A 22,699-nucleotide genomic window follows, 5' to 3' on the forward strand; every position below is an offset into this window, starting at 1 on the left:
ACCTGTAACTATTATCCCAGTCTTCATATATCCATTAAAACAAATTATCGTATGAAAAAGAAGAAGAAGAAACCCACAGGGAAAATTACAATAGAGGATTTTATAAAAGCTGTAAAGAAAGCCGACAGAGAGAACGAGTTGTCCCAATCTGCCGGATGGAGGAGGACTACCTCCATACATAAGAGTAAAAAAGTTTACGACCGTAAAAAAGAGAAAAGGAGTATTCCCGATGAGTAACGAACGTATTATAAGACTCGACTATTTCAGGATTATACTCAGTTTATTAGTCATTACATTGCATTCGCAACCGCTGTTTAGTGAAGATTCACTTACCGGATGGTTTATATCCAATGGAATAGCCCGTATAGCCGTACCCTGTTTCTTTATTATCAGTGGCTACTTTATAGCCGGACGATTGGATAACAGGAGGGAGTTAGCCCAATACCTGTCCCGGTTATTAATCGTATATATTGTATGGACTGCAATCTATCTGCCCACTTATATAGGCACAGTGGCACCACGCTCATTGATCACGTTTTCTATACTCGGCTATTACCATTTATGGTTTCTTCCGGCACTCATACTAGGTGTACTGATGTTGAAAGCCGCACACTCTTTCATAAAGAATGACAACATCATACTATTAAGCACTCTCATCCTATACATTGCAGGGTATATACTGGAATCGTACGGATTCCAGAACAGATTGTTTTGCAACGGAATCTTTTTTGGCTATCCGTTCGTTGCTATAGGTTACTATATCAATAAAAACAGAGTTGCCGAAAATATAAAACCTGTATATATATATCTGCTGCTGATTGCCGGATCTGTAGCACTCTTTACCCAGTCGTATCTCGATTATGGTATTGAAATGTACAGAAACATGTCTACGGCTCTTATTATACTGTGTCCTGCCCTGTTTATATACATTATAAAGGGGGCGAAGCTGGGAGATAGCAACGAATATATCGATAAACTTGCATCAGGGATTTATTATATCCACATAATGGTGATAACAATGATCATCCCCTTATCGGAAACGGACAACATCTATAAGTATCCTGTTATTGCCGGCATTTCGATACTATTAGCTATCTTTATTATCTTTTTGAACAAACGCATAAAAATATTTTTGTAATGAGAACATATACTAATGTCAAAGATCTCGGCGACCTGAATGCTGCCGTAAAAGAAGCCCTTGAGGTCAAGAAAAACCGTTTTGCCTACAAGTCTCTGGGTGAGAATAAAACCCTGTTGATGGTATTTTTCAATTCGAGCCTGCGCACACGTCTGAGCACACAAAAGGCGGGTATGAATCTCGGTATGAACACGATGGTACTGGATATAAATCAGGGAGCATGGAAGCTGGAAACCGAGCGCGGCGTTATTATGGACGGAGACAAATCGGAGCATATACTCGAAGCCATACCTGTGATGGGCAGTTACTGCGACATCATCGGAGTACGGGCATTTGCTCAGTTCGAAAATAAGGAAGACGACTATCAGGAGAAGATACTGAATCAGTTCATTCAATATTCCGGAAAGCCGGTATTCAGTATGGAAGCTGCAACAGGCCATCCGCTACAGGCATTTGCCGACCTGATAACAATAGAAGAATATAAAAAGACTGCACGCCCAAAAGTAGTACTTACATGGGCACCGCATCCAAAAGCTTTGCCACAGGCTGTACCGAACTCATTTGCTGACTTCATGAATGAGGCTGATGTAGACTTCGTTATCACACACCCTGAAGGCTATAACCTCGATCCGAAGTTTGTACGCGGTGCGAAGGTAGAATACGATCAGGATAAAGCCCTTGCCGGCGCCGACTTTGTATATGCCAAGAACTGGGCTGCATACGCAGATCCTAATTACGGCAAGATATTGAGCAAGGATATGTCGTGGACTGTGACTAGCAAGAAGATGGCGCTGACTAACAATGCTTTCTTTATGCACTGCTTGCCTGTACGCCGCAATATGATTGTAAGTGACGATGTTATCGAAAGCCCTCAGTCTATTGTAATACCTGAAGCAGCCAATCGCGAAATATCGGCTCAGACTGTTATAAAAAGGATGTTGGAAAGCCTGTAAGATATAGTGAGGGGATACTTCTTGCAATGAATATTCCCCTTATCCCATTAGAACGGATACCCCACAGCAATGTGCCATGCCGTATTCTTCTTTATCTTGTATGGCTCAGTGATAGGCCATCTTTTCGTATTCGGATCTTTGGACGGATCGTATGCCTTCCAACCGCAATCGAGACGGATCAACACATATTTGAAGTCGAGACGAAGCCCTAAGCCCCAAGCCAGAGCTATCTCTTTGTAGAACTCGTTGAACTTGAAGCTACCGCCTTCTTGTCCTTCATATTCTTTCATAGTCCATATATTGCCGGCATCGACAAAAGCACCCATTTCAATCACCCAAAACAGCTTACTGCGGAATTCGATACTGGCATCGAGCCTTATATCTCCTGAATGGTAATAGAAGTTATCCTTATCATTCCCCTCTCCGCTACCTCTGAAGTAGTATGATCCGGGTCCCAGCTCACGAATAGCCCAGCCTCTGACACTATTCGCACCACCCGAGAAGAAACGCTTCTGGATAGGTATCTGCTGGTTGTTTCCATACGGATAGGCAATACCTGCTCCGGCATGCCATGCTATAGAGTTCTTATCATCTACCTGATAAGTCTTGCTATAATCGACCGTTCCGCGTACATACTGGGCATAGTTAGTACCAAACACCTGCTTGGAACCTTCCTCATCAGGCTTGGTATTTGCAATAGCTGCCCCCAGGGCCAAAACGTTTCCGGCAGTTTCGACTGATGCTCTTAACGAATATATCGGTCTGTTGCGTCTGGTAGGACTGGCCAGGTTTGTCCGCGAGAATGTATAGCCCATACTCATAATAAAGTGGTCGGTAAAGCTATATCGGCGGGCAGGTATCGAGAGGTTATTGTAAAAATTCTGATTGAGACTGTTAGGAGGCAAATGTACATAACTGATGTCGATCAGATCGAAGATATGCCTGTTCAGAGACAGATTCCTGTCTTGCCATATATACTTCACTCCGGCAGATAAAACCGTTCGGGTAAAGAACTCAGGTCTCCGTTGGTAGGTATAACTTGTACTGAACTGGGTAGAAGCATGTATGCGTCTTCTGAAATCCTTTGCCAGAAATGGGAACATAAAACGAGGGAATGTAAGTGAGGTTTCCCCTCCTATCTCAAAGTAGTTCTTGGAAAAGCTTGTAAAGCTTGGAGTAATTGCCTCATAAGCCGCTCTCAGCTTCACATTAAACAACTCTGCCCCTCTGAATGTATTACGATGCAGATAACCTAGTTCGCCTCCTACTCCGAAATAGCCACCCGAGTTAGTACCTTCTACTCCGGCAGATACACCTTGTTTCTTATCGGGAACGCATGTTATCGTACAGCGCAGCTTTGTAGAATCATTCTCCCAGAACTCTGTATAGCTGATATTCACATTCTTCAATATCTGCAACTGCGACAAAGCGCTATAGGTTACAGAGGTCATGTTCTCATTATAATATGTTCCGGGTATTATATAACAGTTGTTGAGGAGGATATGGGGCTTTATATATTCCCCACGCGGTCCGTATATAATCTTATAGCCGTCTTTTGTATATACCGATGATTCCTTGTAGTTACTTATATCTCCATCTTCCAATGGGTTGTAATCTACATACAATTCAACCTCATCTACTAAATAACGGCGGTGAGGTGTTTCTATCGTTTGACCTCCTTGTCCCCGCTGTGTAAAAGGCAATATGACCAGATCTAGATCAACCTGATTCTTACCTAATGTAGAATCTCCCTCAAACTCTATATATTCGGTATTGAAAGCATAGTACCCTGTACGTCTGAAGATGGATGATATTCTTTTCCGCTCTTCCTCCAGCATATCCAGATCGAGTGTGGATCCGGTTTTCACTAACGTATTCCACCCTAACAAAGTATCTATATTGAGGGGTATTCTCCTGAGGTTTTTATTGGAAGAACGCGATAGCCTCATAAAAAGCTCGGGGTTAGATATAATACTGTCATTTACATCTATTGTATAGTTTCTTATCCGGTATGGTTCTCCTGCTTTTATATTGTAAGTAACTTTAGCTTTCTTATTTTCGAGCTGCACTTCCGGTGTGACTTTCGCGTTCTGGTAGCCCTTATTCTTCATCATGCGTTCAAGGGTGGTTATCGATTGTTGCAACATGGTGCTATCGTACAGTATAGGAGCGTCTCCTGCATTACGCAAAGTACGGTTTATCCATTTAGTGGTGTCTTCACCTGATAAGTTGTAAATAAAGAGAGGTAGCTTAAAAAGAGTAAATGTCTTAAAATTAGGCTTCTGTTTAATGTAAGTTTCCATTTCGTAAGAAGGGATAACATTCTTGTCGCTCTTTACTGTCGCACTTGAAAGCAAGTATTCGCCATCGGGTACAAATTTAGTTGTACTACAGGATGAGATCAGCAATATCAAGCAGGATACAAAACAAAAAGACGCAAATAATCTAAACTTCATTGAACCAACCTAAACGTATATTAACTATAAACTAATATGTGCAAAATATGCAACAACAATTAACAGATACTCCATTTTCATATCCTCTTTTACAATAATAAACCCTTCGGATATGAAATGAACGACAAATTTAGGGTTTTAATTGTTTCTTTTTGTAGTTTTGTTACAAAAAGAATCTTAAACCACTAGAAAATGAGACTTCATCATACAGCCCTATGGGTAACCGATCTGGAAAAGGTTAAGGAGTATTATATAAAACACTTCGGTGCAACATCGAACGAAATATATGTAAACCCCATTACCGGATTCTCCAGTTACTTCCTTACTTTCTCTTCGGGAAGCCAGTTAGAGATCATGCACAGACACGATATAGCTGACAATCTGAATGATAATATCACCCAATATAAAGGCTACATACACCTCGCCTTTTTGGCAGATACCCCCGAAGAGGTAGACGCCAAACTGAAAGAGCTGCAAGATGCCGGATACCCTATCCTCAGAGGCCCACGTACAACAGGCGACGGCTATTACGAGTTTGAAACGCTTGATCCCGAGGGCAACAGGCTCGAAGTTATATCTAAATAGAACCGGATGAGCCTGAGCAAAAACAAACTGAAATATATACGGTCGCTAAAGGACAAAAAGTTCCGTACCGAGTATGGCACTTTCGTAGCCGAAGGCAATAAGATGGTAACCGATCTGCTACCATACCTCAAGTGCCAGTTACTCATTGCCACTGCTGACTTCTTGTCCGAAACGGATATATCCGATATAGACGAAGTTATAGAGGTAAGCCCGAGCCATCTGGGACAGGCCAGTTTCCTTCAGAATCCTCAGCAGGTATTAGCCGTATTCTATCAGTCCAAGCCCGAAAACAGTGTCGATATAGATAACTTGTTATCGCTCGCTCTGGATGGCATACAAGATCCCGGTAATCTGGGTACTATCGTCCGTCTTGCCGACTGGTACGGCATCCGCCATATCTTCTGCTCGCACGACACTGCCGATATATACAATCCCAAGGTGGTACAGGCCACAATGGGAGCTTTGGCTCGTATTAGTGTTCATTATGTCGATCTGCCGGACTTCCTCTCTGGGAAGAAACATCTCCCGATATACGGCACATTGCTTGATGGCAAAAATATGTACGAACAAGAGATAACCCCCAACGGAATAATTGTAATGGGCAATGAGGGTAACGGTATACGCCCACAAGTGGAACGCCTGATAACCAGAAAGCTCTATATACCCAATTATCCTGTCGGGAATCCGACTTCCGAATCGCTGAACGTAGCCATAGCAACAGCCATAGTATGTGCCGAATTCAGAAGGAGAAGCCTGTAATAATTGCCTACCTGACCAGTATATACGCCCTGTAGCGGCTCTCCGTATTTACCGGACACAATGCAAGATAACCGGACATTAACCTCCCATTGGCAAACTGTGCAGGATATTGTTTCTGCATTTGCCTGTGCTTACCGAATATTTCTCCCTCTCGTGCACTGAAATCGAGATAGAAGCGACCTTCTACTCCTTGCATCAGATAATTCTCGTAAAGACGAAGTGACAAATATCCCATATTGTAGCGCATATTGATTTCGAGACAGGGATGAAGCCTATAACTGTCTCCGTCTTTATAGATCATCATATCCACCCCGATGCAGCCATTGTACAATCCTGCATATTTATCTCGTAATATAGCTATAAGACCTGCTTTTACATCATTCAGCAGCGATAGGTCTATCTGTTCAGACAGCTGTTTCTCTATACTGTCTTGTGTCCCCAGATAATTAGATTCATAACCTCCTTTAGCATTGGTATAAAACAGTGAGTATCCTGTAAACTCTAAGCCGCCTTGTCCATCGGAAAGAAATTCCATAGCAAAATCAGTTTGCTTATCCAGTACGGATTCTACCGATACACTACCCTGCTTCTTCAATATTCCATGCAATATCTGCCGCTCGGTGCGGGTAAGTCCGGTAACAGGTAACCACAACAACCCTCTGCCCGATGAAGAATAAGGGGCTTTTGCCAGTAACTGGCTCTCTGAATTATTTACCGCCACTTCTATTTCATCTAAATCGGTATAAAACTGAGGTATGATATCATGCTGAATAAGCGGCAACTGTTCCGTCAGGCTTATCAGACAATCGTGGGCTGCCTGTCTGCTATGCAGATAAGTATATTCGTCTCTCCACAAAGGAATTCTCAGATCAAGTTCTAATTCTTCATTCAATTCGGTAAAATAGTGTACCGCTTGCGGCGATATTCCCCAAAGTCCTATATATTCACTCCTATATTTATATAGACTTTCTTTCGATACTGGTAAAGGGATAGTCGGCAAATTTGCTTTCAGAAAAGAAAAAAAAGCATCATTCTCTTGTTGGCTAACAAAAACGACATCGTCTGATTTACCATACCAAGCCGGCAGATAAGCCAATTCGTGTTGCATAGCTACCACATTGGCCGGAGCAGTGTAATAAGGCGATGCGTTATGTACGGCGGTCTCATGACCGGGATTAAAGTAGAGAATCATTCATTTTTCTTTTAACGATGTGAAGGTAATACTTTTATCAATTAACAGTCAACAATGATCAAAAGATTGACATCTGAAAACCGAATAATTTTTAACTAAAATGTAACAACCAACGATCACAAGAGTGAAGCGTATGTAAAAGTAATGCTTCCGCGTTGTTTCTACTCTTACTTTTACCCTGTAGTACAGGATGTCTGGTTGTATTAGTTGCCACGCCTTTTAAGGCGTGGGTAGGAGTCGTAAGGAAAAGGACTTTAGTCAAAGTATTCGGCTAAAGCCTTTCATTTATTATCCTGATTTTATCCTCCAGCTAAAGCAGGAGGTAACTAAAATTTTAACTAAAAAGTAACGAATCAACGATCGGCAGAGCGAAGCGGAGCCAATGTAATGGAATAGCCCTGTTTTCAATTCTTGTTACTTTTCCTCTTGTAGGGGCAGACCGGTGTGTCTGTCCGTTTATCCGTCTTTCGGGCGAACATATAGGTTCGCCCCTACAGGCTAGCATCTTCTCCCTTTGCGTCTTAGCGCCTTCGCGTGAGACAATTTTAACTAAAATGTAACGAATGTAACGATTTTCATCCTTTTTTCTTTTTCATTACTTTTCATTACTTATATCTGATTGATAACTCTTTATCTTTACCATATAGATAAAGATTACATAAAAAAATAAAAAACCGCAATCGAAAAGACTGCGGTTTTCCATGAACTAAATTAATCCATAATATTTGCACCCAATTATGAGATAAATTTCAATGTTTATGTGACAGATAATCAGAAATGCCTTCTTGAGTTGCTTTCAATGCTTTATCGCCTTTTTTCCAGTTTGCAGGACATACTTCACCATATTCTTCGGTAAACTGTAATGCGTCTATCACGCGGATAACTTCGTCTACACTACGTCCCAGAGGCATATCGTTTACTACCTGATGACGGACAACACCGTCTTTATCGATGAGGAAAAGACCTCGATAAGCCTGTGGTGTACCATTGAATACATCCTCACCCTGATCGTTGTAGTCAAATCCTCCTGCCAATACATCGTATGCAGTAGAAATCATAAGCGACTGATCGGAAACCAATGGATATTTTACACCTTTAATACCACCTTCTTTCTGTTCTGTTTGCAGCCATTTCCAGTGCGAGTTAGCCGAATCTGTTGATGCACCTACAACAGCAACGTTGCGTGCATCAAAATCAGCCATACGCTCTTGGAAAGCAATGATCTCTGTCGGGCAAACAAACGTAAAGTCGGCAGGATAGAAGAAAAATACTACATATTTCTTTCCTTCAAATTGCTTCAAAGAGAAACCTTCTACTATTTCATTTCCGTTGATAACGGCATTGGCTTGGAATGCCGGAGCTTTTTTCCCCACTAATACTGACATAGTTAATCTTTTTTTTAAGTTATTATTTATACAAAGATAGCACCAGACAGGAGATAAGTCAAATAGATATTAATTATGTTAATATCTATATTTTTTATAAGTTATGATGATATCATACCCTTATACATAATGATAGAAGATAGTAATATATTTCCCAATGCTGCTGTAAGTCACGAAACAACGTTCGACGGTAGCCAATTATCATTCGCCCCTACAATACAAATACAACTATAAATATTACTCCAATAACATTTAACAGTAAAAATTCCACATATACCCTCCTACTTGCAATGAATGAACTATCTTTGCATCCGTATAACAAAAGCTCTGATAACATGCCTAAATATAATTTTGACGAAATCGTAAACCGCAAGGGTACAAATGCCCTGAAAACCGATGCCCTCGAGCCACGTTACGGAAACCCCGATCTGATCCCACTATGGGTAGCCGATATGGATTTCAAATCGCCTCCCGCCATAACAGAAGCAATCATAGAACGTGCCAAGCATGGTATTTTCGGATACACCTGTGCATCACAGGCATACTACGACGCTATTATCAACTGGATGAGCCGTCATCACGACTGGAAAATACAGCAGGAATGGATTACTTTCATTCCGGGTATAGTAAAAGGAATTGCATTCGTTGTAGATTGCTTTTCATCCGTAGATCATAAAGTAATTATACAACCTCCGGTTTATCATCCGTTCCGTATAATCCCTAACCTGCATCATCGCACAGTGGTAGACAATCCGCTTATTCTCGAAGCAGGACAATACAGAATGGATATAGAAGGTTTGAAAAACCTGATAGACCCTGCATGCCGCATACTTATACTCTGCAATCCGCACAATCCGGGAGGACGGGTATGGACGCGTCAGGAACTCGCAGATATAGCAGAAATTTGTTACGATAACAACATACTGGTCATATCAGACGAAATACACTCCGATCTTGCTTTTGCACCTCACAAGCATATCCCTTTTGCCAGTGTATCCGACAAGGCAGCTCAAAACAGCATTACCTTTATGGCACCGAGCAAAACGTTTAATATAGCCGGTATTGTCAGTTCTTTCTCCGTTATTCCAAATAAGGAATTAAGGGAAAAATTCCATGCTTACCTGTCGAGCAGCGAACTCGAAGAAGGGCATATATTCGCCTATCTGGCAGCACAGGCGGCGTATGATCATGGAGGCGAATGGCTGGCCGAAGCAAAGGATTATATACGGAAAAATATTACTTTTGTAGACGAATATCTGAAAGTGAACATTCCTCAGATAAAAGCAATGATACCTGAAGCCTCATTCTTGATCTGGCTCGATTGCAGGGAATTGAATATGTCGCAAAAAGAACTGGTTTCATTTTTTGTAGATGATGCCAAATTGGCACTCAACGACGGCACAATGTTCGGACAAGGCGGTGAGGGCTATATGCGGATGAATGTAGGTACACCGTTGGTGAATATACAAAAAGCGTTGGATAATCTTAAAAAGGCGTTGGAAACAAAACAAATACGTTCCTGAGTTTGTTCTAAGCGAAATTAGGCACGATTATTGTCAATAGAATGAAAAAAGAGTCTCAATAGACTCGGGTTATTAATTTAAACAAACAAATACTTTAAAATGAAAATTTCAACAAATAAGTTCGTTGCTCTATCTTACGACCTGAATGTGGGCGAAGGTGAGGAACGCGAGCTGATGGAAAGAGCAACTGCCGAAACTCCGCTCGAATTTATTTATGGTACAAACTCGATGCTTGAGGCTTTTGAGAAAAACCTTGACGGATTGGCGGAAGGTGATTCTTTCAACTTTGTACTTACTCCGGAACAGGCATACGGCGAATATGACGATGAAGCTGTAGTAGACCTGCCTCGCAATATATTTGAGCAAGACGGTGTACTCAACGAAGAAGTTATCTTCGAAGGTAATATCGTTCCGATGATGGATACTAACGGTAACCGTCTGAATGGTTCTGTCGTAGAAGTGAAAGACGATATTATAAAAATGGATTTCAACCATCCATTAGCCGGCGAAACATTGAACTTCAGTGGTAAAGTTCTTTCTGTAAGAGAATCTACTCCTGAGGAAATAGCTGCATTGTTTGCACCTAAAGGTGGATGCGGTTGTGGTTCGGGCTGCGGTTGCGGCGACGAAGAAGGAGATTCTTGCGGATGCGGCAGTCACGACGAAAAAGAAATGGCAGGCGGATGTGGCTCAGGTTGCGGATGCGGCGGACACTAATAAGTATAAGCTTTATTATATAGTAAAAAAGACAGGATACGGTATCCTGTCTTTTTTAGTTATATCGTATAGCGTTTTGCTATTTTTTTATCCAAACAGCCAGATTTTTTCCATCGACAAGGAAATTACCATTACCATCGGCATCGATGGTCACAGTTTCTTTAATATCCCCTGTGCATTCATACCATACTTCTCCTGCCCTGTTCTTCCCTACATTCATCACCTTGTGCCCGTCTTCCCCGTTAGAGATGAGAAGTGCAAGCCCCGAACCTGAATGATCTTTATCACCCATCCGTACAAGACCGACAGTAGCCGGATGATCGAAATAATTTATCTGTTCGCCGTAAGCATATTTACGGCGGATGTCCAATAGTGAATCTATAATTTCAGTATGAGGTGATTTTTTGCCTGTTATTCCGTAATAGTCTCCATAGAAAACGCAAGGGTAACCGTCTTTCATCAGCATTATCAGTGCGTATGCCGATGGTTTGAACCAATCCTGTATCTGCGATTGCAGTGAACTGCCTTCTTGCGAATCGTGATTGTCGACAAAGGTAACTCCAAGCTCAGGGTGAACTATCGACAGTGAATTATTCAGTATGTTCTGCATATCATAGTCTTTACCTTTCACAGAAGCTTCATACAGGTTGAAGTGAAGAGGTACGTCGAACAGGTCTACACTATTGTCTACTGCTTCCAAATAGTTGTTCAATGTCAGCAGGTCACCGTTCCAGTATTCACCTACGGCATAAAATTTCTTTCCCCGCTTTGCTCTCACAGCATCCAGAAACTGTTTGATAAAAGTATCCTTCATGTGCTTGATGGCATCGAGACGCATACCATCGAGATTCAATTCTTCCGATACCCAGATACCCCAGCGGTTCAGTTCTGCTACAACTTCGGGATGATCAAGATCAAGATCGTTACACAGCAAGAAGTCGTAATTTCCATTCTCGGAATCGACACCACTGCTCCAGTTCTTATTCTCGCCCACTACGCGAAAAATACCGCTCCGCTTTTTGGCATCGTCGAATCCTACTCCCGAAAAATGCTGCCAGTGCCACTTAAAATCGGAGTACTTATTGCCCCTCCCTTTGAAGAGGTAGCCAGTCCATGCTTGTATTTCAAATTCGTCGCTGATATCTTTTGTGCGGTCGTTCGGATCTACCTCTTTCACCATGAAACGTTCGGTATAGTCGCCCTCTGCCTTATGGTTCATAACGGCGTCGAGATATACCGATATCTGGTACTTATGTAGCTCGTTTATAGCCTCTTTCAGTTCCTGCTTCGTACCGTACTTAGTCCTGATTGTATTGTTTTGGTCAAATTCGCCCAAGTCGTAGAGATCGTATGTCGCATATCCTTCGTCCTGCTGTTCGTCTGCTTTGTAAGCAGGGGGAATCCATACGGCTGTAATGCCTATTTCATGCAAATGCCGGGCATCTGCTTTGAGTTGCTTCCACAGATTACCGTCGTTAGGCAGATTCCATTCGAAATACTGCATCATTACGCCATTTTTCATAACTGCTGATCGTTTAGTGTTAGTTTGCGTCCTATCCTATTTTCTATATAATCATAGTAATGAACGTCTTCCGGCTTATTATTGTTTAACTCAACAAGGAGAAGTTCTTTTGTAGCCGTAGTAACTTTTTCTTTATATTATACCGCAATATGGTTTATCTAAATTTAGACTCTACAAAAATAATAGACAAAATTATTTAGGGCAAATTTAGTTACTAAAGTTTCAAATAAAAAAGTTATCTGTATATTTGCCGAAGCAAATCAATTAAAATACGACTACAAAATGGCACTTTTTAAATCAGGAAATCCATCTTTTGGAGATAGTACATACGAAAAGGCAGGACAGGCTATAGACAGCAGTCAGGCAATGACAGTAAACGGCGCAATCGGGAAAACAGGGATTCTTCTCTTACTTGTAGCATTCGGAGCTGTTATTACATGGAATATGTACACTAGTATTACATATTCGGCTTTAGTAATACCTTTATTCTGGGTAGGATTTGTTGGCGCGCTCATTATGTGTATTGCCATCTGTATAAAGAAAACGCTGGCCCCGTATCTATCACCGGTATATGCCGTACTGGAAGGCTTGGCATTGGGTGGTATATCCGCCATCCTGAATTCATATTATCCGGGTATCGCACTACAGGCTATCAGCCTCACATTTGTGGTGGCTACAGTTATGTTGTTACTGTACCGTTTTGGTGTTATAAGGGCAACTGAGAGATTCAAGAGCATTATTTTTATAGCAACGGCAGCCATTGCTGTTTTCTATCTGGGTAGCTTTATCCTGTCATTCTTTGGCATTTCATCCCCTGCATACGCGTCTACCCCTCTGGGAATAGGCATCAGCGTATTTGTAGTAATAATAGCAGCGCTAAACCTTATCATCGATTTCGACTTTATAGAGCAAGGTGCGGCATATCAGGCACCTAAGTATATGGAATGGTATGGTGCTTTCGGACTGATGGTAACATTAGTATGGTTGTATATCGAGATCCTGCGCTTACTGGCTAAGATAGCTGCCAGCAGCAGATAAGCAATCAACAAAATATGTCATAATAACAAAAGGGATGCAGCTTGCATCCCTTTTGTTATATATTTAAAAAATCTGATCTAATATTTAGCAGCATTATTAAGGCGTGATACAATTTCACTATCCAGTTTTATATCTACTGCTTTCAGAATATCCAATTGTGAAGCTTTAGATACACTGGCAATAGGTGCCGTAACAGAAGGACGGGCTATCAGCCATGCCAATGCTACTTGTGCAGGCGTTGCGTCCAGCAAGTCGGCTACTTCGATCAGCGTTTCTATTATGTGCCGTCCCCTGCTGTTGATATAGCCTTTTACCGCATCGGAACGATTACCACCCACCGGCTCGTTAAAACGGTATTTACCTGTAAGGAAACCGCTGGCAAGCGAATAATATGTTACTACTCCAAGTCCGTATTCTTCTGCCATAGGTTCGTATTCCACTTCATATTTCATGCGGTCGTACAGATTGTATTCGGGTTGAATGCAAACATACTCAGGCCAGCCATTCTCGCGGCTTTTATCTATGGATTCTTCTATTCTGAATGCGCTCATATTGGAAGCGCCGATATAACGTACCTTACCCTCTTTTACTAGTTGAGCATATGCTTCAAGCGGTTCCTCTACGGGAAGCGTCATGTCATCATAATGAGTAAAATAGAGATCTATATGATCGGTCTGTAAACGGCGAAGCGAATCTTCCACCTGTTTCAGTATATAACTTTTCTTGAGTCCTTTGTTATCGGGAGATATTTCAGCACCAACTTTCGTAGCAATAATCAGGTTGTCTCTTTTACCGGATTTTTTTAGCCAATTGCCAATAATGGTTTCCGACTCGCCACCCTTGTTTCCGGGTACCCATGCAGAGTAGATGTTAGCTGTATCTATAAAGTTGAAACCTGCGTCAACGTATGTATCCAGTATTTCAAATGAGGCTTTTTCATCGGCAGTCCAGCCAAAAACGTTCCCACCCAAAGAGAAAGGATATACTTCAAGATCCGATTTACCTATTCTTCTTTTTTCCATATATCTATTATATTATGTATTATAGATGAACAAACCGGTAATCGTAAAAGTTTTCAACAGGAGGGAAAATCAATCAGTCCTTATGTGTAAACAGCCTTTCCATAATCACATAATCGTACCCGTCGCGCGAAAAACGTTCGTCAGTCTCCGCATAACCGAATTTCTTATAAAAGTCGGTAGCATTGGCACGCGCATTACACCACAGGCGGTCAAACTTCATATCGTTGGCATAATCTATCAACCATTGCATCAAAGCCGAAGCGTACCCTTTGCCCTGCTCTTGCTGAAGAGTAGCCAGCTTGCGAAACTGCACCTCGCGTCCATGCAGAAAAACGGACATAACAGAAACCAGCACATCGTTTTCATATACGCCTATGTGCAGCCCCATTTTGTCGTCCGGCAGTTTTACATACTCTGTATCTCTATCGGGATACATCACTTGCTGGCGAATCGCCAATACTTCTTCATAAGGAGCTTCTGAAATTATCATACGGTTAAAATTTATAAGTTAACATCAGGCGGCCTTCGTATGTACTGGAAAATACATCGTCGAAGTACCTGTAGTTGGTATCACGCGTATAGTTATACCCTATTCCGGTAAGGAACAGATGATTATGTAATTTGAGATCGGCACGCAGACTGATAGCATGCAGTATTGCCTGCGAACGGTCGCCCTGATAGTCGAATTCATGGACATTAATATTTTCCCAGTCTACGTCCTGTGGATAGCCTTTCCATGTGAACATACGATAGATTTCATAATTACCGGAAACACTTATCTTATCTTTATACGCCAGATTGAAACCTGTTTTTGTACTGAATCCACTGGCAAGATTGTAATTACGCATATCTACGACATAATGATCGCTAAGCGCCCCACCCAAAAACACCAGATTGGCGTGCAGGAAAGCATCGAAACTGACATTACGTACACGCTTGCTCTGATATATCAGTCCTACCCCTGCCGAAGCGGGAGTACAGAACTTATAGGGAATCTTATTTGAAGTATCGGAAATAGTATCGGAATCATAATAGTCGAAATGCTGATAGAATCCCAAACTGAGAAAATCCTTCTGGCTGTCTATCAAATCTGTTACATACAACCGCCCTAATATATTTAACTGGCTCAATATAGGTTGGGAACCATGACCATTGAGATTGCTGCGGAATGTAAAATAGTCGTACGGCTTTTTGTTCTCTGTAGAAAAACGGTCACCGTATTCGATGTTTATATCCATCGCAGCCCCTACCCCTTTGTCGAGAATCTCGCCTTTCAGCTCTAATGCTCTCACTCCGGCAGATATTTCCACGCTGACATCGGGCACTCCGAATTGCTTACCCGAAGTAGAACGCGTACGCCACGCATCGCCATTCAGCACGCGTGTCAGTCCGCGCGTAGGAGCAATAATAAATCCGGCAAGTTCGCGTCCGAAACGGTTCATGCCTACCTTACGGTCGTCGAGTACCAGATCGGATGTACGGTAAAAAACCTCACCAAGTGCCAATCCGCCGATAGGCGTAGCCATAATATCGTTGACCGAAGGGTATTCATTTTCCATAAACAACTCCCACATGGCACTTCCACCCAGTGTGAACAGTCCCGATTCCCAGTAATTATAACCTCTGGAACGGGCTGAATTGAAATAAAGATTGCCATGATACGGATGCAGGAACATATTGTTTCCCATATCGTCGTTGTCCCAAACCCACTTATGTTTGAGGTTCTTCCGTATCGTTTTTATATTTATATAGGCATATTGCTGCTTAGCCACATAACGGTTGAAAGCCCACAGCCCCATATTGATAGAGAAATTCTGTGTAGCCGCCGCCAGACCTTTTTTCTGAGAATAGTATGCTATATCCACAGAATCAGCCGGCTTGGGAGGAAGTACCTGATACCGGATTGCAAACTGAGCCTGCGCCGACAAGATTATTACGAACAGGAATATTATTGTTAAGTGAAGCCTATTCTGCATTTATTATATCCCGATTTGTTTCAATTTCTTTCAGGATGCAAAGATAATCTTTTTCAGCAACGACTATAGATTATAATCTCTTCTAATTTTCTTTTATCTATTTCAATTTGAAACGGGCTTTAAGCATGACCTCTGCCGGGCGTAAGTCGTAGGAGGAATAATAACGGCTCACATCATTATAAAATGCTGATACGAATTGTTTTACATTAAACACATTGGTATAGTCCAACATTAATTCCACCTTTTTCCATTTATATTTTACCCTGATATCGCCAAAAGATATCGACCGGCTACCCGATACGATAGCATTGTTATAAAAATGCTCATACCGCAGATTTATTATCAGTGATTTTGTTGGAAAAATATTCAATTGTACATCCTGCGATGTAGAACGGATAGGCTTAAATTTTTCACCACCGGTTTTTATTTTACTTTCATTCTGGGAATAGCGGAACTGATATTGGACACTCGCTACAGAACCAAGATTTGTAATAATGCGTGGAGAAAGAGAAAATCCCTGATTTGAATAATCAATGACTTTTCCTTGATTTATCTGTGAGGACTGACTGTTTTTATAGCTCCCATTTAGAAACACCTTAGACCTTAAAGACTCTATATCTTTGCTGATACTCAGATATACATTGAGCCCCTTGGTGGTATTCGGCATGTCTATTGTAGACTGAACTTTGAGGATGTCCTGATAATAATAATCATAAAGCAGATTAGCACGATTATGAAAGTAATCGACATAGACCGTCCCGAAAAGAGTTGTAAGCGGGTTTCGGTAGCTTAATCTAAGACCAGCATTCTGAGCCTGTTGCTTGAATAATTTACCATCATTTCGCAGCAAATTACGATATGATGACATAATATAACCTGTATAAGCATCATTGATGGAGCCCATCGAATTATTGTACCTGTAATTGAGAGAGGTTTCCCAAAAAGGTGAAATTTTATAATTGGCAAAAAAAGATGGATTAATATAAAAGTACGTGTTATCATCAGCATCTTTAGCTATTTTATTATTCTTACTGAGAATAATATAACTTAAAGGCAAAGACAGTGACACATTCAATTTTGTCCCTTTTGCATAGGAATATACGGGCTTAAAAATCCATTCGAATTTATTCTGCCTCAAATTATTTCTCAGCGAATCGGCAGTATCGAACAAAACACCTGTATGCAGTTTTGATTTCAGGCGTTGTATATCTGCCCGGAAACTGAGTTCGTAATCCTGTCTGAGCGATTTTTCTCCAAGTCCTAACGAAACCTTGTTATATGATGAAAAACTTTCCGATTCAACATCCTGTATCATAGTTTCTGATCCCTGTGCGGAATCAAACAACTGAGTGTGCAACAAGGGTTGCACGCTCAGTGTCTGCGAAATAGTGTTGTAGCCGTTGAAAGAATAAATAGTCCATGTATGTTTATTCTTGGTCTTTACCATATCGAATGTATTATTTATACTATAATCAGGCTTTTTGAGAGACTGGAAAACATTATCTCCGGAAAAGGCATCTCCCCTTTCCCTATCCCAAGTACCCGCCAATTTTAATGAATTATTGAAATAATACTTTGTCTTGTTCGCATTTAACTGGATATCGGCATTCAGCTTTTCTTTTCTCAGTCTTGAGTTTAACTGTTCTTCTATCCTGAGATTATTTTCTTCAGCTAAATAATATTCAGTGAGGGCATAACTATCCCTGCGTTGCAGATCGTTCAGATAATTTAAATTTGCTGTTAGCTGATAATCTTTCTTCAGGCTCCACAGATTATTCAGAGATACTGTATTTACCTGATTGTCTAAGTAACGTTTTTCGCTGATCGCGGGTGTAGAAGGACTTTGAATATTTAATAAGGCTTTATTACTTTTCTGTGACATATCATTCGAATAAAAAGACGATTGTTCGCGTCCGGTATCATCTCCCGAGTTATTACCTTTATAGGTGGTAATATTCTGAAGCTTCTTTGTGATATACATAGCGGTAAGCTCATTATTCCATAGTAAAGGTGATGCCCCTGCCCCTACTTGTGCGTTAGCGATAATAGTACCTTTTGCCGAATCCTTTAGTTTCAGATTTATGGCGGCTTCTTCCGAAAAGCCCCTGTCTTTAAGTGCTTTTATTGGTTGATGGTTTTCCAAAACCTGTACTGTAGCGACATCTTTTGCCTCAATATTATTTGTAGCAATGCCATAACGCCCCTGCAACAAGTCAGCATTTTCTATATAAAATTTATTGATGGGTTTGTCCTGATAGAGTATTGCTCCATCATCTTTGACTTCTATACCCGGCATTTTTTTCAGTACATCACCGATAGTCCGGTCATTTATATCCGAAAAGCTCTCTACCAAATAGTTTAATGTATCTCCTGCCTGTCGTATTTTAGGCGGTTTAATCTTAACTTCATTCAATACAATGGATTCCATTTCTATTACAAAATTGATATCCTGACTGCAATTTGCGATTACACGCGATTGCTTTTTTACATTGAATCCTGATACAGCGACAATTATACTATCACTTTTTCCTTTATACTCAAGCCTGTACTTTCCCGCATTGTCTGTCATTACATAACCCGACATGAGCTTATTCCCTTTTTCATGGATAGTAATATTAACTTCAGATACAGGCTTGTTCGTCTCATCCTTTACAACCCCACTAATAATAGTCTGAGCCTGTCCGGCGTAAGGAAGAAGAATAAGCAAAAGGAAAAGATACTTTTTCATAGTTCAGATTTACTCCGTTTCCAATTGCAGATACTCATTCTTATTCTTCTTTTGCACCATTACCACATTGCCCGCATTTATATTTACAGCCATGCCTCCCGACTGTTGCCTTTTCAGTTTTGCTAAATCTTTTCTGCTGGCTTTTATATAATCGTCCCTCTCCATAAATATCTTTTTAGGCGTATTTAATTGTTCCAGACCGACTATTTCGAAAGAAAATAGTTTCTCGGAATCTTCGGCTTTCAGTATCAGACCGGGTAAACCATAAAACTTCCATGGACCGTCACTGACAGGAATATCCGGACTAAACCAGACTTCATAATTTCTACCATGAAAACTAGTTGTAGCCTTTTGGCACAGATAACCCAACACAGTCAATGTATCGGTTGTAATATTCCACTGTTGACTTTCGTTTCCTGTATATTTATATTTTGAGATACTATTTTCCGCTTTATCAATAATTATTATCTCACCCAATGAGCGTTTTTTATACAAACGGGCTGTTTCTCCTTTCACTCCGGACTCCACTGTCGTTCCTTGATTACCTATTGCAGACATATCCCCGTCTTTCACTACGGAGATATTTCGTATAGCTCCGGCACTCAATCCATTTTTCATAAAATCGCCAAAAAGGGAATCACGCCTCATACGATTGGCATCATAATAAACAGAAATCTGCTTACCGATATCCAGAGTCATAGTATCTGTTTGTTGAAACACTTCTTTATCAATAGTTACAGGTTGTACAAGTTTATAATAACAGCGGATAGTTGCATTATCCAGACTGTCCTGTACTACTTCCTTTTTCATTGAACGTATCTGCACATTATTATTGGTCACCACACTCTGAGAGCATACAAAAACTGTTGATAACAAAAATGTTGACAAAAGAATTAGCTGTTTCATATAGATTCATTTTTATAGTTACAAGGCAAAGTTAGTCTATTTTTTTAGACAACAAATCATTCCGTCTAAAAAAATAGACACAAGTGTGAAAAAATAAAAAAAGGAAATAAGTAAGACCTATTTCCTTGTATTATCTGATGTAGAACAAACTGCTTTATCGAATCAAATCCTTGCTATATTCTTCTCGCACATTTATCCTGCTGAATACAATAATAAAAGCCAGCATACTGCACAGGAAGAAAGCCAGACCGACAGCGACTATAGTACCATCACTTATAAAGCTGGATACAATGGTACAGATAAAAGCTACTGCCAACTGTATAGACCCGAATAACGCCGACGCTGTACCGCTACTGTTAGTATCGGCAAAAGGTGTTATAGCCAGTTCTGTAGTTGTAGGGAATAGCACACCTATAGGGAATACATAGAAGAACAGAACAATAAGTATCCCTGTCATACTTATTCCTATATACATGGCTGTCAATAATATCAGACCGGCTACTGTCATAAACAACAAAGCATATTTTACTAGCTTATTTGTAGCGACATACTTTTGAAATACACTGGTGAGAAACGAACTCAGCATCAGCCCAAAAGCATTGATAGAAAATATAATGCTGAACGCACCGCTCGAAAATCCTCCTTTTTCCATGATAAGGAAAGGCCCATTAGCCACATATATCATCAGAGCACCGTTTACTATACCGGCAATAAGGGAATAGACAACGAACTTTCTGTTTTTAAGAATGCTCCAATAATCCTTTACTACATTTGTTTTCTCCTGATCTGCACTTTGCTTATGCGTTTCGGGCAGGGCAGACAGAGTAAGCAGAAACAGAAATATTCCCAGACCGGCCATTGCTCCGAACAGAGCTTTCCAGTTAAACAGCTGCAAAATACCATTGCCGATACTCGGCGCCAATATAGGAGCAATACCCATGATAAGAGCAAGTAAAGCATATATCTTCAATGTTTTCGACTTGTCGAAATAGTCAGTCACTATAGCACGGGAAATAACAACTCCGGCACAACCGCCAATCGCTTGTAGGAAGCGTACGACCCACAGTTGTTCTACCGTCCTCACATAGATACAAGCAACGGAAGCCAGTGTGAATATAACCAGAGATACCAATATCGGTTTCTTTCGTCCGAATTTATCGGCTAAAGGCCCCCATATCAGCTGACCGACAGCAAATCCGGCTAAAAATGTCGACAACGAGATTTGCACAGAAGCGACCGATGTGGAAAATGCTTCGGATATCATGATAAATCCGGGCAGATACAGGTCTATACTCAATGGCTCGAGTGCCGTAAGCAAAGCCAGAATAATAATAACAATCCATTGGATAAAACTAAAACCTTTCATACTTTTTCTTATTTTGGTGGACAAAAGTATAAAAGATACAAGGCAGGTTTCTTATAATTATGGGCTGTTTACTTGCACAAATGGGCTAATTATCCCTGAATTCGGTCGGGGTCAGTCCTGTATGCAGTTTAAAAAACCGGGTAAAGTAGGCAGGTTCGCTGAACCCCAGATCGAAAGCTATTTCTTTCAGGCTTTTCTTTCTGAGCCTGATTTCCTTCTTTATTTCCAGTATCAGCTTTTCCTGAATATGCTGCTTTACAGTTTTACCAGTCCCTCTCTTGCAAGCTTCGTTAATAGTCCGGTTAGTCATCCCGAAATGATCAGCATAAAAATCGGTTTCTCGCTCGGTGATAAAATTGCGGTCTATCTGTTTCATCAATTCGGCGACCAGCGAATCGCTTTTATTATCGACAGCATCTGTATTCACAAAAAGGGCTGATATGTGAAAAAGGAATGCCTCCATATAAGATTCCATAAGCACAAGCCTGTTATTACCATTGTATTCCTCTAAAACAAGCTCATTCAACCGTTTGAGCATATCAACAGTATTATTATCCAGTTTGAGAAAAGTGCTTGCTGTGTAACCGTTCAGATAATCGGATTTCAGATGCTGATTGATATTAAAAAGTACATCGTTATGTATGGCATACAGGAAGCCCTCCTTGCCATCTACGTCCAACCGGTCTATTTGTCCGGGAAATATCAGTACCACCTGATTTTCTTCCAGAACGTATTCTTCAAAATCGAGAAAGTATGTCTTATTTCCATCTGTTTTGGTAAACCAAAGGAGCTGATAGAAATCGTAACGCTGATAATTATCGAAAACAGTATCTTCTCCCATCTCTTCCAGACGGAATATCTCGATGAACTTATTATCACCGAGCTTGTTCAGGAATATATCTTTGTTGTCGATCAACTTCTTTAATGCTTATTTGTACCGGATACAAAAATAATAAAGATATGGCTACCTGCTGAACAATAGGCTGAAAACTATGGTTTAAATAAATAATATAGAGCAAACATCAGTTTGTATGGAAATAATCATGTAAATTTGAAACATGTTAAAACAGATACTATTAGTTGGTACAGGAGGCGCAGTGGGCAGTATTTTACGGTTTCTCACTTCGGTTTTCGTTACCCGGTCCGAGCCTTTTCCGTTCCCTGTAGCTACATTTATCGTAAACATATTGGGATGCTTCTGCATCGGACTTTTCGCCAACCTGATACCGTCCAACAATCTGCGTTTCCTGCTCATCACAGGTTTTTGCGGAGGTTTTACCACATTTTCCACCTTTGCCAGCGAAACCATTACGCTGGTAAATAATAACCAGACACCTATTGCCATCACTTATGTCGTATTAAGCTGTGTCATAGGTGTTGCCGCCGTATGGTTGGGAATGTATGTCACCAGATAATTTACCTTTTTAGTAAAT

Annotated in this window: 20 protein-coding genes; 9 read left to right on the plus strand and 11 right to left on the minus strand. The window is 40.8% G+C overall.

What is annotated here, in order from left to right; genetic code table 11:
- The first annotated feature begins 51 nt into the window (after positions 1 to 51).
- From M2448_RS02480 to M2448_RS02490, 3 genes are read left to right on the plus strand one after another with little or no spacing between them, the layout of a single operon-like run.
- Positions 52 to 237: a hypothetical protein gene (locus M2448_RS02480; protein WP_280644697.1), complete on the plus strand. Its 186-nt coding sequence runs from the start codon at positions 52 to 54 to the stop codon at positions 235 to 237.
- Positions 230 to 1,138 carry an acyltransferase gene (locus tag M2448_RS02485; RefSeq protein ID WP_280644698.1) on the plus strand — a complete coding sequence of 303 codons (909 nt, stop codon included), beginning with the start codon at positions 230 to 232 and terminating at the stop codon, positions 1,136 to 1,138. The genes M2448_RS02480 and M2448_RS02485 overlap by 8 nt, the downstream gene beginning before the upstream one ends.
- Entirely contained in the window at positions 1,138 to 2,091 is a 954-nt protein-coding gene (locus tag M2448_RS02490) for an N-acetylornithine carbamoyltransferase (protein ID WP_280644699.1), read from the plus strand. Before M2448_RS02485 ends, M2448_RS02490 begins: the two co-directional genes overlap by 1 nt.
- 47 nt (positions 2,092 to 2,138) lie before the next feature.
- Here the strand turns inward: M2448_RS02490 and M2448_RS02495 are convergent, their stop codons facing one another.
- Positions 2,139 to 4,547, minus strand: a complete 2,409-nt coding sequence (locus M2448_RS02495; protein WP_280644700.1) for a BamA/TamA family outer membrane protein — start codon at positions 4,545 to 4,547, stop codon at positions 2,139 to 2,141.
- A gap of 192 nt (positions 4,548 to 4,739) precedes the next feature.
- Here M2448_RS02495 and M2448_RS02500 point away from each other — a divergent pair, with 192 nt between their 5' ends.
- Together M2448_RS02500 and M2448_RS02505 are read left to right on the plus strand one after the other, a co-directional pair.
- Positions 4,740 to 5,132: a VOC family protein gene (locus tag M2448_RS02500; protein WP_280644701.1), complete on the plus strand. Its 393-nt coding sequence runs from the start codon at positions 4,740 to 4,742 to the stop codon at positions 5,130 to 5,132.
- A 6-nt stretch (positions 5,133 to 5,138) separates the two neighbouring features.
- Positions 5,139 to 5,891, plus strand: coding sequence for an RNA methyltransferase (locus M2448_RS02505; protein ID WP_280644702.1), 753 nt, complete (start codon positions 5,139 to 5,141; stop codon positions 5,889 to 5,891).
- A 7-nt stretch (positions 5,892 to 5,898) separates the two neighbouring features.
- Here the strand turns inward: M2448_RS02505 and M2448_RS02510 are convergent, their stop codons facing one another.
- Both M2448_RS02510 and M2448_RS02515 read right to left on the minus strand, forming a co-directional pair.
- Positions 5,899 to 7,083 (minus strand): hypothetical protein, encoded by a 1,185-nt coding sequence (locus tag M2448_RS02510; protein WP_280644703.1) that lies wholly within the window; start codon positions 7,081 to 7,083, stop codon positions 5,899 to 5,901.
- Between the two features lie 749 nt (positions 7,084 to 7,832).
- A complete protein-coding gene (locus M2448_RS02515; protein ID WP_280644704.1) occupies positions 7,833 to 8,468 on the minus strand; it encodes a peroxiredoxin in 636 nt (211 codons plus the stop codon).
- 335 nt (positions 8,469 to 8,803) lie between these two features.
- On the opposite strand from M2448_RS02515, the gene M2448_RS02520 reads away from it, so the two are divergent.
- Positions 8,804 to 9,991, plus strand: coding sequence for a PatB family C-S lyase (locus M2448_RS02520; RefSeq protein WP_280644705.1), 1,188 nt, complete (start codon positions 8,804 to 8,806; stop codon positions 9,989 to 9,991).
- A gap of 99 nt (positions 9,992 to 10,090) precedes the next feature.
- Positions 10,091 to 10,708: an FKBP-type peptidyl-prolyl cis-trans isomerase gene (locus M2448_RS02525; protein ID WP_280644706.1), complete on the plus strand. Its 618-nt coding sequence runs from the start codon at positions 10,091 to 10,093 to the stop codon at positions 10,706 to 10,708.
- A gap of 79 nt (positions 10,709 to 10,787) precedes the next feature.
- On the opposite strand, the gene M2448_RS02530 is transcribed toward M2448_RS02525, so the two are convergent.
- Positions 10,788 to 12,230 carry an alpha-amylase gene (locus M2448_RS02530; protein WP_280644707.1) on the minus strand — a complete coding sequence of 481 codons (1,443 nt, stop codon included), beginning with the start codon at positions 12,228 to 12,230 and terminating at the stop codon, positions 10,788 to 10,790.
- Positions 12,231 to 12,512: 282 nt separating this feature from the next.
- Between M2448_RS02530 and M2448_RS02535 the strand changes: the two genes are divergently transcribed.
- Entirely contained in the window at positions 12,513 to 13,268 is a 756-nt protein-coding gene (locus tag M2448_RS02535) for a Bax inhibitor-1/YccA family protein (protein ID WP_280644708.1), read from the plus strand.
- 77 nt (positions 13,269 to 13,345) lie between these two features.
- Here M2448_RS02535 and M2448_RS02540 read toward each other — a convergent pair whose 3' ends face one another.
- From M2448_RS02540 to M2448_RS02570, 7 genes are all read right to left on the minus strand, one after another.
- Entirely contained in the window at positions 13,346 to 14,290 is a 945-nt protein-coding gene (locus M2448_RS02540) for an aldo/keto reductase (RefSeq protein WP_280644709.1), read from the minus strand.
- A gap of 73 nt (positions 14,291 to 14,363) precedes the next feature.
- Complete coding sequence (locus M2448_RS02545) at positions 14,364 to 14,780, minus strand: GNAT family N-acetyltransferase (RefSeq protein ID WP_280644710.1); 417 nt, start codon at positions 14,778 to 14,780, stop codon at positions 14,364 to 14,366.
- Between the two features lie 4 nt (positions 14,781 to 14,784).
- Complete coding sequence (locus M2448_RS02550) at positions 14,785 to 16,266, minus strand: DUF3943 domain-containing protein (RefSeq protein ID WP_280644711.1); 1,482 nt, start codon at positions 16,264 to 16,266, stop codon at positions 14,785 to 14,787.
- Between the two features lie 97 nt (positions 16,267 to 16,363).
- Positions 16,364 to 18,994 carry a carboxypeptidase-like regulatory domain-containing protein gene (locus M2448_RS02555; RefSeq protein WP_280644712.1) on the minus strand — a complete coding sequence of 877 codons (2,631 nt, stop codon included), beginning with the start codon at positions 18,992 to 18,994 and terminating at the stop codon, positions 16,364 to 16,366.
- Between the two features lie 9 nt (positions 18,995 to 19,003).
- The gene (locus tag M2448_RS02560) at positions 19,004 to 19,900 is read right to left on the minus strand and encodes a GLPGLI family protein (protein WP_280644713.1); all 897 of its coding nucleotides are present in this window, start codon (positions 19,898 to 19,900) and stop codon (positions 19,004 to 19,006) included.
- 154 nt (positions 19,901 to 20,054) lie between these two features.
- Entirely contained in the window at positions 20,055 to 21,266 is a 1,212-nt protein-coding gene (locus M2448_RS02565; RefSeq protein ID WP_280644714.1) for a multidrug effflux MFS transporter, read from the minus strand.
- 85 nt (positions 21,267 to 21,351) lie between these two features.
- Positions 21,352 to 22,182, minus strand: a complete 831-nt coding sequence (locus M2448_RS02570; RefSeq protein WP_280644715.1) for a helix-turn-helix transcriptional regulator — start codon at positions 22,180 to 22,182, stop codon at positions 21,352 to 21,354.
- A 142-nt stretch (positions 22,183 to 22,324) separates the two neighbouring features.
- On the opposite strand from M2448_RS02570, the gene crcB reads away from it, so the two are divergent.
- Positions 22,325 to 22,681 carry a fluoride efflux transporter CrcB gene (crcB, locus tag M2448_RS02575; RefSeq protein ID WP_280644716.1) on the plus strand — a complete coding sequence of 119 codons (357 nt, stop codon included), beginning with the start codon at positions 22,325 to 22,327 and terminating at the stop codon, positions 22,679 to 22,681.
- Positions 22,682 to 22,699 lie beyond the last annotated feature (18 nt).

The sequence above is a fragment of the Dysgonomonas sp. PF1-14 genome (genome assembly GCF_029892965.1).
In the GTDB taxonomy this organism is placed as follows: Bacteria; Bacteroidota; Bacteroidia; order Bacteroidales; family Dysgonomonadaceae; genus Dysgonomonas.